The sequence below is a fragment of the Microbacterium sp. genome (assembly GCF_048259935.1).
Classification (GTDB): Bacteria; Actinomycetota; Actinomycetes; order Actinomycetales; family Microbacteriaceae; genus Microbacterium.
In genome coordinates, this window is sequence record NZ_JBLXHF010000005.1 from 113101 (window position 1) to 126056 (window position 12956).

General features: G+C 64.0%; 11 protein-coding genes and 2 tRNA genes. 11 read left to right on the forward strand and 2 right to left on the reverse strand.

The window, feature by feature from the left end; all coding sequences use genetic code 11:
• Nucleotides 1-13: 13 nt before the first annotated feature.
• The 10 genes from uvrA (at nucleotide 14) to ACN0RC_RS10245 (ending at nucleotide 11346) form a co-directional block, all read left to right on the forward strand.
• Nucleotides 14-2902 (forward strand): excinuclease ABC subunit UvrA, encoded by a 2889-nt coding sequence (gene uvrA / locus ACN0RC_RS10200; protein WP_417511344.1) that lies wholly within the window; start codon nucleotides 14-16, stop codon nucleotides 2900-2902.
• On the forward strand, nucleotides 2902-4806 hold the full coding sequence (gene uvrC, locus ACN0RC_RS10205) for an excinuclease ABC subunit UvrC (protein WP_417511346.1): 1905 nt from the start codon (nucleotides 2902-2904) through the stop codon (nucleotides 4804-4806). The genes uvrA and uvrC overlap by 1 nt, the downstream gene beginning before the upstream one ends.
• Before the next feature lie 27 nt (nucleotides 4807-4833).
• Complete coding sequence (rapZ, locus tag ACN0RC_RS10210) at nucleotides 4834-5706, forward strand: RNase adapter RapZ (protein ID WP_417511348.1); 873 nt, start codon at nucleotides 4834-4836, stop codon at nucleotides 5704-5706.
• Between the two features lie 73 nt (nucleotides 5707-5779).
• Nucleotides 5780-6757 (forward strand): DNA-binding protein WhiA, encoded by a 978-nt coding sequence (gene whiA / locus ACN0RC_RS10215; RefSeq protein ID WP_417511350.1) that lies wholly within the window; start codon nucleotides 5780-5782, stop codon nucleotides 6755-6757.
• Between the two features lie 141 nt (nucleotides 6758-6898).
• Nucleotides 6899-7525, forward strand: coding sequence for a superoxide dismutase (locus ACN0RC_RS10220; protein WP_417511352.1), 627 nt, complete (start codon nucleotides 6899-6901; stop codon nucleotides 7523-7525).
• A gap of 117 nt (nucleotides 7526-7642) precedes the next feature.
• The gene (gene gap, locus ACN0RC_RS10225; RefSeq protein ID WP_417511354.1) at nucleotides 7643-8653 is read left to right on the forward strand and encodes a type I glyceraldehyde-3-phosphate dehydrogenase; all 1011 of its coding nucleotides are present in this window, start codon (nucleotides 7643-7645) and stop codon (nucleotides 8651-8653) included.
• A gap of 7 nt (nucleotides 8654-8660) precedes the next feature.
• Complete coding sequence (locus ACN0RC_RS10230) at nucleotides 8661-9875, forward strand: phosphoglycerate kinase (RefSeq protein ID WP_417511356.1); 1215 nt, start codon at nucleotides 8661-8663, stop codon at nucleotides 9873-9875.
• A complete protein-coding gene (gene tpiA / locus ACN0RC_RS10235) occupies nucleotides 9866-10657 on the forward strand; it encodes a triose-phosphate isomerase (RefSeq protein ID WP_417511358.1) in 792 nt (263 codons plus the stop codon). The genes ACN0RC_RS10230 and tpiA overlap by 10 nt, the downstream gene beginning before the upstream one ends.
• Nucleotides 10658-10739: 82 nt before the next feature.
• A complete protein-coding gene (gene secG / locus ACN0RC_RS10240; protein ID WP_417511360.1) occupies nucleotides 10740-10988 on the forward strand; it encodes a preprotein translocase subunit SecG in 249 nt (82 codons plus the stop codon).
• 1 nt (nucleotide 10989) lies between these two features.
• Nucleotides 10990-11346, forward strand: a complete 357-nt coding sequence (locus ACN0RC_RS10245) for an RNA polymerase-binding protein RbpA (RefSeq protein ID WP_417511362.1) — start codon at nucleotides 10990-10992, stop codon at nucleotides 11344-11346.
• Between the two features lie 58 nt (nucleotides 11347-11404).
• Here ACN0RC_RS10245 and ACN0RC_RS10250 read toward each other — a convergent pair whose 3' ends face one another.
• Together ACN0RC_RS10250 and ACN0RC_RS10255 are read right to left on the reverse strand one after the other, a co-directional pair.
• Nucleotides 11405-12613 (reverse strand): hypothetical protein, encoded by a 1209-nt coding sequence (locus ACN0RC_RS10250; RefSeq protein WP_417511364.1) that lies wholly within the window; start codon nucleotides 12611-12613, stop codon nucleotides 11405-11407.
• A gap of 22 nt (nucleotides 12614-12635) precedes the next feature.
• Nucleotides 12636-12709 (reverse strand) — tRNA-Gly (locus ACN0RC_RS10255).
• 124 nt (nucleotides 12710-12833) lie between these two features.
• Here ACN0RC_RS10255 and ACN0RC_RS10260 point away from each other — a divergent pair.
• Nucleotides 12834-12910: transfer RNA gene (locus ACN0RC_RS10260), tRNA-Pro, on the forward strand.
• The last annotated feature ends 46 nt before the right edge of the window (nucleotides 12911-12956 follow it).

Sequence of the window (12956 nt, forward strand, 5' to 3'; positions counted from 1 at the left end):
GTAGACTTGTGCGGTGCCCATTGTCCCCGTTGCCACCCCAGGAAAACTCAGTGTTCGTGGTGCCCGCGTACACAACCTCAAGAACGTTGATCTCGACATCCCACGCGACTCGCTGGTGGTGTTCACTGGTCTTTCCGGTTCCGGAAAGTCCAGCCTCGCGTTCGACACGATCTTCGCGGAGGGACAGCGTCGCTACGTCGAGTCGCTGAGCGCATATGCGCGGCAGTTCCTCGGGCAGGTTGATCGCCCCGACGTCGACTTCATCGAAGGATTGAGTCCTGCGGTTTCGATCGACCAGAAGTCGACGAACCGCAACCCGCGTTCCACCGTGGGCACGATCACTGAGATCTACGACTACATGCGCCTCCTCTGGGCGCGAATCGGGATCCCGCACTGCCCGGAATGCGGCGAACGCATCCAGCGGCAGACCGTGCAGCAGATCGCCGACCAGCTTATGGAGCTGGAAGACCGCACCCGTTACCAGATCGTCGCGCCGATCGTCTCGCAGAAGAAGGGCGAGTTCGTCGATCTGTTCCGTGAGCTCGGGGCGAAGGGCTACTCGCGTGCGATCGTCGACGGTGAGCTCATCCAGCTCGCCGAGCCGCCGAAGCTCAAGAAGAGCTATAAGCACGACATCGCCGTCGTCGTCGACCGCCTGGTGGCATCCGATGACATTCTCGGACGCGTCACTGATTCAGTCGAGACCGCCCTGGGGCTGGCCGGCGGTGTCATGCAGATCAACTTCGTTGACGGCGAGGGCGATGACGCATGGCAGTCGTTCTCCGAGAAGCTCGCGTGTCCGAACGGGCACGCCATCACGCTGACTGAGATCGAACCCCGCACCTTCTCGTTCAACGCGCCGTTCGGCGCCTGCCCCACCTGCTCGGGACTCGGCACTCGCATGTCGGTGGACGTCGATCTCATGCTCGGCGATGAAGACCTCTCGATCCGTGAGGGCGCCATCATTCCGTGGACCACTCAGGGCAAGGGGCTCTTCCAGTACTACGAGAGACTGCTCGAGGGTCTTGCGCGCGACCTCAACTTCTCGCTCGATACGCCGTGGCGAGACCTGCGCGTCGATGTGCAGGACGCTGTGCTGCGCGGAGACAACTACAAGGTCACCGTCAAGTGGAAGAACCGCTACGGCAGGGAGATGCGGTACGCCTCGGGATTCGAGGGCGTCGTGCCCTACATCGAGCGGCAGTACGCACAGGCAGAGAGCGACACCCAGCGTGCGCGCTGGGGCGAATACCTGCGTGAGGTCCCATGCCCGGTGTGCGACGGCACTCGCCTCAAGCCAGAAGTGCTCGCAGTCAAGGTGCACAATCGCTCGATCGCCGAGGTTTCTCAGCTCAGCCTCTCGGACGCGCGAACCTTCATGGAGCAGCTGACGCTCACCGAGCGCGAGGCGAAGATCGCAGCCCAGGTGCTGCGCGAGATCCGCCTTCGCCTCGATTTCCTGCTGCAGGTCGGTCTGAACTATTTGAACCTCAGCCGGGCCGCCGGTTCGCTCTCGGGCGGCGAGGCGCAGCGTATTCGGCTGGCCACTCAGATCGGCTCTGGACTCACCGGTGTGCTCTATGTGCTGGATGAGCCCTCGATCGGTCTGCACCAGCGCGATAACCGGCGACTGATCGACACGCTCCAGAAACTCCGCGATCTCGGCAACACGCTCATCGTCGTCGAGCATGACGAAGAGACGATCGAAGCGGCCGACTGGGTCGTCGATATCGGTCCTGGAGCCGGTGTCAACGGCGGCGCAGTGGTGCATTCCGGTCCGTATTCGGCGCTGCTCAGCGAACCGGAATCGGTGACCGGCGACTACCTCGCAGGTCGGCGTGAGATTCCCACGCCGAAGAAGCGGCGCAAGATCGACAAGAAGCGACAGCTGACCGTCGTGGGCGCTCGTGAGAACAACTTGAAGAACGTCACGACAGATTTCCCGCTGGGCGTGCTGACCGCTGTAACCGGCGTCAGCGGTTCGGGAAAGTCTTCGCTGGTCAACGACATCCTTTATCGCGTTCTCGCTTCCAAGCTCAATGGTGCTCGCAAGCTCGCGGGCAAACACACCCGTGTCACCGGTCTCGACAACCTCGACAAGGTGGTCCACGTCGATCAGGCGCCCATCGGGCGTACCCCGCGGTCGAATCCGGCGACCTATACGGGTGTCTTCGATCGCATCCGATCGCTGTTCGCCGAGACGCCAGAGGCGAAGGTTCGCGGTTATCAGCCGGGCCGGTTCAGCTTCAACGTCAAGGGAGGCCGCTGCGAGGCGTGCTCCGGCGATGGAACGATCAAGATCGAGATGAACTTCCTCCCCGACGTCTACGTCGACTGCGAGGTCTGCCACGGAAAGCGCTACAACCGCGACACACTTGCCGTGCACTACAAAGGAAAGAACATCGCTGAAGTCCTCGAGATGCCTATCGCAGAGGCAGCCGAGTTCTTCGAGCCGATCCAGGCGATCCACCGCTACATGAAGACCCTCGTCGACGTCGGCCTCGGGTATGTCCGTCTCGGACAGTCGGCGACGACCCTGTCGGGCGGTGAGGCGCAGCGTGTGAAGCTCGCAACCGAACTCCAGCGCCGCAGCAACGGTCGCAGCGTCTACGTGCTCGACGAGCCGACCACCGGTCTCCACTTCGAAGACGTGCGCAAACTTCTCGAGGTGCTGGGCGGGTTGGTCGATAAGGGCAATACGGTGATCGTGATCGAGCACAACCTCGATGTGATCAAGTCCGCGGACTGGGTCATCGATCTCGGTCCTGAAGGTGGTGCAGGTGGCGGAGAGATCCTCGCGACCGGAACTCCTGAGCAGATCGCGCAGGTCGAATCCAGTCACACCGGGCTCTTCCTCGCCGAGATCCTCGAAGACGGGCGCGGGGCTCGGAAGGCCAGCTGATGGCCGACGTCCTCCCATACAAACCGAAGCAGGGAGAGATTCCGACGGCTCCCGGGGTGTATCGCTTCCTCGATGCATCGGGCCGCGTGCTGTACGTCGGCAAGGCGAAGAACCTGCGACAGCGTCTGTCGAACTACTTCGCGCCACTGCGCACGCTGCACGAGCGCACCAGACGCATGGTGACGACTGCGGCATCCGTGGAATGGACCGTCGTACCCACCGATGTGGATTCCCTGCAGCTGGAGTACATGTGGATCAAGGAATTCGATCCGCCATTCAACGTGCGCTACAAAGACGACAAGTCCTACCCGTTCATGGCGGTGACGCTGGGGGATGAAGCTCCGCGCGTACTGGTGACGCGCAATCACAAGATCCCGCGGGCACGATACTTCGGGCCGTACCCGAAGGTCTGGGCGGTGCACGAGACCATCGATCTGATGATCAGGGCATTCCCGATTCGCACCTGCAGCGACTCCAGCTACAAGCGCGCCATGGCGACGGGGCGCCCGTGCTTTCCCGGGCAGATCGGCAAGTGCGGTGGCCCGTGCTCGATGAAGGTCACCATCGAAGAGCACCGTGCGATCGTCGACGACTTCGTCGCCTTCATGGCGGGTGGTGATGAGCGCTTCACGAAAGAACTCACCAAGCGGATGCACGCGGCGTCTGCGGCGATGGACTATGAAGCCGCCGCACGATACCGTGACCAGCTCGCGTCAATCGAGGCAGTGCTGGGAAAGAGCTCGCTCGTGCTGGCGGCTGACGAAGATGCGGATCTCTTCGGCATCGCTGAGGATGAGCTCGCCGCGACCGTGCAGCACTTCACGATCCGTGGCGGACGCGTTCGCGGTGTTCGCGCGACGACGATCGAGAAAGAGCTCGATATCTCTGGCTCCGACCTCGTCGATCAGGTGCTGCAGCGCGCGTACGGTGACGGTGTCGACATCCCCCGCCGCGTACTCGTTCCATCGCTGCCCGACGACGCGGTCGAACTCGAACTCTGGCTGCGAGAGCGTCGCGGACGCAAAGTCGAGATCGCGGTGGCACAGCGCGGCCAGCGTGCCGAACTCATGCGCACGGCCACGCTCAACGCGCAGCAGGCACTGATCCGACACAAGACCAAACGCACCAGTGATTACGTCGCACGAACTCAGGCGCTGACTGATCTGCAGGAGGCTCTCGGCCTCGATGCCGCGCCGCTGCGGATCGAATGCTTCGATATCTCTCACCTCGGCGGCACGAATGTGGTCGCGTCGATGGTGGTGTTCGAAGACGGGCTGCCGCGCAAAGACCAGTACCGCTCGTTCAACATCGCTGAGACCACCGATGACACCGACTCCATGCATCAGGTGCTCATGCGCAGACTGGCGTACCTGGATCGACCTGAAGAGCCCGAGCCCGTCGAACTGGCGATAACCGATGATGCTCTGGCAGACGGCGAAGTCATCACCACCCGCAAGAGGCCGAGATTCTCCTATCCGCCGCAACTGCTTCTCGTCGACGGCGGCAAGCCGCAGGTCGAGGCGGCAGCACGCGCGCTGCGTGACGCCGGACACACCGAGATCGGCCTGTGCGGCATTGCCAAGCGCCTGGAAGAGGTGTGGCTCCCGGGCGAGGATTTCCCGGTGATTCTGCCGCGCACCAGCGAAGCGCTCTATCTGCTGCAGCGACTGCGCGACGAAGCGCACCGCTTCGCCATCACCCATCAGCGAAAGCGACGCCGACGCGACATCTCCACGGTTCTCGAAGAGGTGCCCGGCCTCGGCGCATCCCGAATCAAGGCGCTGCTGAAGCACTTCGGCTCGGTCTCCGCGCTCAAGAATGCGACCGCGGAGCAGATCCAGGAGATCCCTGGAATCGGCCCCACGCTCGCTGACAGCATCCACAGCCACCTCGCGAGTAGATAGGCTGGTCTCCACAGGGAAGGAGCACCGATGACCGACGAGGACAAGAACGAATTCCTCATCGTTACCGGCATGTCCGGTGCGGGGCGATCCACGGTCGCGAACGCACTCGAGGATCTGGACTGGTACGTCGTCGACAACCTTCCCCCGCAGATGCTGCGCCCGCTGCTGGATCTCACGGATCTCGGTGGGGGCGCGCTGCCGAAGGTTGCCGCGGTCGTCGATGTCCGTGGCCGGAACCTCTTCAACGACTTCCCCGAGGTCGCGCGAGCCCTGCGCTCGCGCGGAAGCGTGCGCGTGCTGTTCCTCGACGCCTCAGACGATGTGCTCGTCCGACGGTTCGAATCGGTCAGACGCCCGCACCCCCTGCAGGAGGACGGCACCCTTCTCGACGGCATCCGATTGGAGCGCTCGCGCCTGACGCTCGTGCGCGAGGCCGCCGATATCGTCATCGATACCTCTTCGCTGAACATCCATCAGCTGGCGACGCAGATCTCTGAGACCTTCTCTGAAGAAGGGGCTGCTCGACACCGGCTCACGGTTCTCAGCTTCGGCTTCAAATACGGGCTCCCCACGGATGTGGACCTCGTGGCAGACATGCGGTTCCTGCCCAACCCGTACTGGAATGACGATCTGCGAGGATTCACCGGTCAAGACCCGCAGGTGCGCGACTACGTTCTCGCGCAGGAGGGGGCATCGGAGTTCCTCGAGGCCTATGCCACCGCGCTCGTGCCGGTGCTGGAGGGCTATCAGCGCGAGAACAAGGGCCACTCGACGGTTGCGATCGGATGCACCGGAGGCAAGCACCGCTCCGTAGCCGTCGCTGAAGAGCTGGCGAAGCGGCTGGCCAAAATTCCCGGCGTCGCGGTCAGCGTGCGCCATCGCGATCTCGGCCGGGAGTAATCGACGCGAGCCCGGGCCGGTAAACTGATTGTTTGCGTCGCGATCCGACGCGTCAAGCTTTTCAAGGAGTCCCGTGGCACTTACCACCGATGTCAAGGCTGAACTCGTCAGCATCCGTAACGCACCGCCGACGGTGCGCGTTGCAGAGGTCACTGCGATCCTTCGGTTCGCTGGCGGGCTCCACTCGATCGCAGGTCGAGTAGCGGTGGAAGCCGAAGTCGATGCTGAGCTGCTCGCGCGTCGTGTGGCGCGCGACCTTGCCGAGATCTACGGCGTGCGTCCTGAGATCGCGCAGGTGCAGTCGGCGAGCTCACACGACGGTGCACGCTACGCGGTGCGTGTGATCAGCGCGGGGGAGACCCTCGCACGCCAGACCGGTCTGCTGGATCAGCGCCGCCGGCCAGTGCGCGGGCTGCCGAACCGTCTGACGACCGGATCTCGCGAAGAGATCGCCGGCCTCTGGCGCGGAGCCTTCCTCGCTGCGGGGTCGCTGTCGGAACCTGGCCGCTCCGCAATGCTCGAAGTCTCGTGCCCGACCTCGGAAGCCGCAATGGCGCTCGTCGGCGCGGCGCACCGCCTCGGTGTCGCAGCGAAAGCCAGAGAAGTACGCGGACTGCCGCGTGTCGTCGTGCGTGAGGGCGAAGCGATCCGATCGATCCTCGCTCAGATGGGCGCGCAGAAGACGGCTGCGACGTGGGAAGAGATGCGCCAGCGGCGCGAGGTGCGTGCGGGAGTGAATCGCCTCGTGAACTTCGACGACGCCAACCTGCGCCGATCCGCACAGGCGGCGGTTGCCGCATGTGCACGTGTCGAGCGGGCTCTCGAGATCCTCGGCGACACGATCCCTGACCATCTGCGGCTCGCCGGCGAACTGCGCCTATCGCACCGCGATGCCAGTCTTGATGAACTCGGCCATCACGCTGAGCCGCCTCTGACCAAGGACGCCGTTGCCGGTCGAATCCGCCGTCTACTGGCGATGGCAGACAAGCGTGCGCAGCAGGAGGGCATCCCCGGGACGGAATCGGCAGTGCCTGCCGGCCTCGACGTCTAGAGCGTTCGGGATTCGCGGAAGCTTCCGTGCCACAGGGGCGTTGTCGTCAGTAGGATGAAAATGTCTCCTCCGCGCCGCACTCGGATGGCGTGGGGAAACCGACAAGCGCCGCGGCGCGGCGCGGAATGGATGAAAAGCGACATGGCTACATACACGCTCCCCGACCTCCCCTACGATTTCGCAGCGCTGGAGCCGCACATCAGCGGCAAGATCATGGAGCTGCACCACGACAAGCACCACCAGGCTTATGTCACCGGCGCCAACGCAGCGCTCGACGGTCTCGCCGAGGCACGCGAAAGCGGCAACCTCGCGAACGTCAACAAGCTCGAGAAGGACCTCGCGTTCAACCTGGGCGGTCACGTCAACCACTCCATCTTCTGGACGAACCTTTCGCCGAACGGCGGCGGGCAGCCCGAGGGTGAGCTGAAGGCAGCCATCGACGAGTACTTCGGTTCGTTCGAGAAGTTCCAGGCGCACTTCACCGCAACGGCCATGGGCATCCAGGGCTCCGGCTGGTCGGTGCTCAGCTGGGACTCGATCGGGCAGCGCCTGATCATCCAGCAGCTGTTCGATCAGCAGTCGAACTCGGCACAGGGCACGATTCCGCTGTTCCAGCTCGACATGTGGGAGCACGCCTTCTACCTGGACTACCTCAATGTGAAGGCAGATTACGTCAAGGCTGCCTGGAATATCGCCAACTGGGAGAACGTCGCGCAGCGTCTCGACGTCGCGCGCAAGCAGACGAACGGCCTGCTGGTACTGTCGTAACCGGGTCGCGTCCCGACGGGCTCCGGCTCGTCGGGACGCAGTCTCAGCCAAAATCCCCCGCGTACGGCGCAGGTGTTACTGCTGTGTTCGGCGCATGACAAACAGGGAGAGACCTTAGTGTCTGTCAAGATCGGTATCAACGGCTTCGGTCGTATCGGACGTAATTTCCTTCGTGCGGCTCTCGCACAGAACGCTGACATCGAGATCGTTGCAGTCAACGACCTCACCGATAACGCGGCTCTCGCGCACCTCCTGAAGTACGACTCCGTCGGCGGCCCCCTGGGCGTCGAGGTCTCGCACGAGGGTGACGTGATCACCGTCGGTGGCAAGGCCATCAAGGTCTTCGAAGAGCGCGATCCCGCCAACCTCCCCTGGGGCGACCTGGGCGTCGACATCGTCATCGAGTCGACGGGTCGTTTCACCAACGCTGCTGACGCTGGCAAGCACATCGCCGGCGGCGCCAAGAAGGTCATCATCTCGGCTCCCGGCACGGACGTCGACGGCACCTTCGTCATGGGCGTGAACGAAGAGTCCTACGACGCAGCCAATGACAACATAATCTCGAACGCATCGTGCACCACAAACTGCCTCGCGCCCCTTGCGAAGGTCTTCAACGACAAGTTCGGCATCCAGCGCGGCTTCATGATGACCGCACACGCGTACACCGCTGACCAGAACCTGCAGGACGGTCCGCACAGCGATCTGCGTCGCGCTCGCGCTGCCGCGATCAACATCGTCCCCGCCTCCACCGGTGCGGCGAAGGCCATCGGCCTGGTGCTGCCCGAGCTCAACGGCAAGCTCAGCGGCTCCTCGTACCGCGTTCCGGTTCCCACCGGCTCGATTGTCGACCTGACGATCGTCTCGGACCGCGATGACCTCACGGTTGAAGAGATCAACGCTGCGTACCGCGAGGCCGCAGCTGACGGTCGCCTCAACGGAATCCTCGAGTACACCGAGGACCCGATCGTGTCGAGCGACATCCAGCTCAACCCGCACTCGTCGATCTTCGACTCGGAGCTGACCAACGTCAGCGGCAACCTCGTCAAGGTCTCGAGCTGGTACGACAACGAGTGGGGCTACTCCAACCGTCTCGTCGACCTGACCGAGTACGTCGCAGAGCGTCTCTGAGAAACTCATGACCCTGCGCACCCTGGACTCATTGGGTTCGCTCGAGGGCAAGCGCGTCATCGTCCGTTGTGATCTGAACGTCCCCCTGAAGGACGGCGTCATAACGGACGATGGCCGTGTTCGTGCCTCGCTGCCGACCCTGAACGCCCTCATCAATGAGGGTGCACGCGTCATCGTGTGCTCTCACCTCGGACGCCCAGACGGTGCGCCGGACCCGCAGTACAGCCTCGAGCCGGTCGCGTTGCGCCTGGCCGAGCTTCTCGACAAGCCCGTTGCATTCGCGTCGGACACCGTCGGGGAGTCCGCAAGCGCGGCAGTCGCGGCGCTCGAGAACGGCGAAGTCGTCGTCATCGAGAACCTCCGATTCAACGCGGGGGAGACCTCGAAGGATGACTCCGTCCGCAAGGCTTTCGCCGGCGAGCTCGCAGAGCTCGGTGACGCGCTGGTCTCGGACGGCTTCGGCGTCGTGCACCGCAAGCAGGCGAGCGTCTACGACCTCGCCGAGATCCTTCCTTCGGCGGCCGGTCTTCTGATCGCCACTGAACTGGATGTGCTCGACCGTCTCACCGAGAACCCCGAGCGCCCCTACACGGTCGTGCTCGGCGGATCGAAGGTCAGCGACAAGCTCGGTGTCATCTCACACCTGCTGCCGCGCGTCGACCGGATTCTCGTTGGCGGGGGAATGCTGTTCACCTTCCTCGCCGCTCAGGGGCATGCGGTGGCCTCCAGCCTTCTGGAGAAGGATCAGCTCGATACAGTGCGCGGCTACCTCAGCGAAGCGACCGAGCGCGGAGTGGAGATCGTCGTGCCGACGGATGTCGTCGTCGCCGCGTCGTTCTCTGCGGATGCTGCACACGAGACCGTCGCAGCGGATGCGATCGAAGAGTCCTCGTTCGGAGCATCCGGAATCGGACTCGACATCGGACCCGAGACCGCTGCGGCATTCGCAGACGCGATCCGCTCCTCGGCGACCGTGTTCTGGAACGGCCCGATGGGCGTGTTCGAGTTCCCCGCCTTCGCTGCGGGAACCAAGGCCGTCGCACAGGCGCTCACCGAGGTCGACGGCCTCGGGGTGGTCGGCGGCGGCGACTCGGCGGCTGCTGTGCGTCAGCTCGGCTTCACCGATGACCAGTTCGGTCACATCTCGACGGGCGGGGGCGCAAGCCTCGAGTTCCTCGAGGGCAAGAAACTACCCGGCCTGGAGGTGCTCGGATGGGCGTAACAACCCGTACCCCGCTGATCGCGGGAAACTGGAAGATGAACCTGGACCACCTGCAGGCGGTCGCGTTCGTGCAGAAGCTGCACTGGGCTCTCAAAGACGCCAAGCACGAGGACGGCTCGGTCGAGGTCGCGGTCTTCCCGCCCTTCACCGACATTCGCAGCGTCCAGACGCTGATCGACGCGGACAAGATTCCGTTCGCACTCGGTGCACAGGACCTGTCGGCTCATGACTCCGGTGCGTACACCGGCGAGGTCTCGGGTGCGTTCCTGTCGAAGCTCGACGCGAAGTACGTCATCATCGGCCACTCCGAGCGGCGTGAGTACCACGCCGAAGGCGACGATGTTGTGGCGGCGAAGGTTCAGGCAGCGCTCAAGCACGGTCTTGTGCCGGTGATCTGCGTCGGTGAGACAGCAGAGGACCTCGAGAAGTTCGGCGCGAGTGCTGTGCCGGCCGGTCAACTCGAGGCGGCGCTGAAGGATGTTCCTGCTTCTGCAGACGTCGTGGTCGCGTACGAGCCGGTCTGGGCCATCGGCTCGGGCCAGGCTGCGACACCGCAGCAGGCGCAGGATGTCTGCGCGGCTCTGCGTGGTGTGCTGGCGAAGACACTGGATGACGACGCTGCTGCGCGCACGCGCATCCTCTACGGCGGATCCGTGAAGGCTGCGAACATCGCCAGCTTCATGCGTGAGCCCGATGTCGATGGCGCGCTGGTCGGTGGCGCAAGCCTCGTCGTCGACGATTTCGCCGCGATCATCCGCTTCGAAAAGCACGTCGGAGTCTGAGCAGGTGCGGGGGCTGCGGCCCCCCACCTGCGTATACTTGACCCTTGCGGGCAATCACGGCCCAATCGAAAGGCATTCCCTCGTGGCAATTCTTGAGTTCGTTCTGCAGGTTCTGCTGGGCATCACCAGCGTCCTGCTGACACTCCTCATCCTTCTCCACAAGGGCCGCGGCGGCGGTCTGTCCGACATGTTCGGTGGCGGGATGACTTCTGCGGTCGGTTCCTCTGGTCTCGCTGAGCGCAACCTCAACCGTTTCACCATCGTCCTGGCGCTCGTGTGGTTCATCTCCATCGTCGCGCTGGGTCTCATCACGAAGCTCGAGGTGCTCTGACATGGCCACTGGAGGAAACGCGATCCGCGGAACCCGCGTCGGTTCCGGACCGATGGGCGAGCAGGATCACGGCTACCACGCCGACCGCATCGCCGTCTCGTACTGGGACGGTCTCGGCAACGAGACCGTGCGCTACTTTGCGGCGGGACTCCCTGACGACGAGATTCCCGAAACGATCGACCACCCGCAGTCCGGTCTTCCGGCCGGCCGCGACAAGGCGAACCCGCCGGAGCTGGCCAAGAACGAGCCGTACAAGACGCACCTCGCATACGTGAAGGAGCGTCGTACCGATGACGAAGCGGTACAGCTTCTCGATGACGCCCTCACGCAGCTGCGTGAGCGCCGCGGACAGGCCTGATCCATCACTTTTCGAAGCCGTCGTGCCCTGAGGGTCACGGCGGCTTCGGCGTAGGCGCTCAGCGGCACCCGGCGGCTGCAGCGACCAGCTCCTGCGGCGGAGGGCCGTACGCAGAGGTCCCGTTGGCGGCATCGGTGAAGCCCTGGCTGATCGCCCAGGCAGTCGCCCACGCTTCGATGCTCTGCGGGTTCGAGTCGTCATACATGCCTTCGCATTTCACACTGATCGCGTGTCCGACTTCATGTGCGATGAGCGCCTGACTGCGCGCGCTCGGCCAGAGGGCGGCGACCGAGTTCGAGAGTTCGATCGTGGCGTAGCCGGGGTCTCCGTACCACCAGGTGGCCAACCCGCCCATGCTGTCAGCATCGCCGTAGCCGTTGACGTACGCCGACCAGTCGAAGTCGAGCAGCACTCCCGGCGCGAGGCTGCGCGCGAATGCTTCGGCCTCTGTTCGAGCTTCGAACAGAGCACCCTGCTTCTCTGCGATCTCGGCTTGCTCCGAGCTCAGCATCGCTGCTGCCGCAGCTTCGAGCTGTTCATACGTGCCGGAGACCGCGGAATCGAGCGTCTCGACTCCGACGAGCCCCGCCGCCGTATTGCGCAAGGCGAGAATGTCGAGATTGCGCGCCGAGACGTGCGCTGCCTCGAAAGCACCCGCAGCATCCGTTGCCGACAGGATTGCCGTTGTGCCAGCGTCATTCACGGTCTCGGCAGCATCATCAGCCGCCATCCGCGCGGACTCGAGCTCTGAGCGCAGTCCAGACATGGTGTCACGCTCTTCGTTCAGCTCGGCGGCCTCGCCGAAGAGCTCCCATGCCCAGGTCGGCTTCTTCTCTGCCGTCGGGAGCGCCTCGTCTACGAGCACGCTCGTCGAAGCCTCGGTATCTGCCGCGGCCGCCAGTGCGGCGGTGAGGACCTCTTTCGCGCCGGGATCCATGAGAGAGCCGGTATCCGCCGCAGCGACGGCCGATGCGGCATCCGTCGTTGCCATCAGCGCAGCCATGTCCTGTTCGAGCTGGTTCTGACCGGACGTGGTCTGCACGACGGCATCCTGGAACGACTCGCGTGCGTCGTCGTAAGCGACGTTGGCACCCCACTGTGTTCCGATGCACGCGACGCAGATGATCACCGCACTGAGCACGGCGAGCAGGGCGCCAGTTCGTCTGCGACGTGGGGTGCTGTGAGAGGCGGCGGGGGAGATGCCCGTGCCACCGAACGCCGGAGCGAGATGATGGCCGCCATGCGAAGGAACTGGTGACATTGCCACGGGCGTTCCTCCTCGGGGGAGATGGAGGGGCTGACGAGAATCGAACTCGCATCATCTGTTTGGAAGACAGAGGCTTTACCACTAAGCTACAGCCCCGGAAACTGAGCGTGGCTCAGAGACCGAATCCGGCGCGAACCGGACTTATCGATCATAGCGGACGTTTCGGGCGTTCCCGTCCGTTAGACTCGTGGAGGCCGTTCCCGCCTGTGCGGGGTTGAAACGGGGCGTAGCTCAGCTTGGTAGAGCGCCCGCTTTGGGAGCGGGAAGTCGCAGGTTCAAATCCTGTCGCCCCGACCACGGCCCCCGAACCTCAGGCCGCGCCGGTTGCGCGGAAACCAAAAGG

Coding starts and splice junctions, on each gene's coding strand:
- ACN0RC_RS10230 (WP_417511356.1), top strand. CDS start 8,661: ATGACCCTGCGCACCCTGGACTCATTGGGTTCGCTCGAGGGCAAGCGC.
- rapZ (WP_417511348.1), top strand. CDS start 4,834: ATGACCGACGAGGACAAGAACGAATTCCTCATCGTTACCGGCATGTCC.
- ACN0RC_RS10220 (WP_417511352.1), top strand. CDS start 6,899: ATGGCTACATACACGCTCCCCGACCTCCCCTACGATTTCGCAGCGCTG.
- tpiA (WP_417511358.1), top strand. CDS start 9,866: ATGGGCGTAACAACCCGTACCCCGCTGATCGCGGGAAACTGGAAGATG.
- ACN0RC_RS10245 (WP_417511362.1), top strand. CDS start 10,990: ATGGCCACTGGAGGAAACGCGATCCGCGGAACCCGCGTCGGTTCCGGA.
- uvrC (WP_417511346.1), top strand. CDS start 2,902: ATGGCCGACGTCCTCCCATACAAACCGAAGCAGGGAGAGATTCCGACG.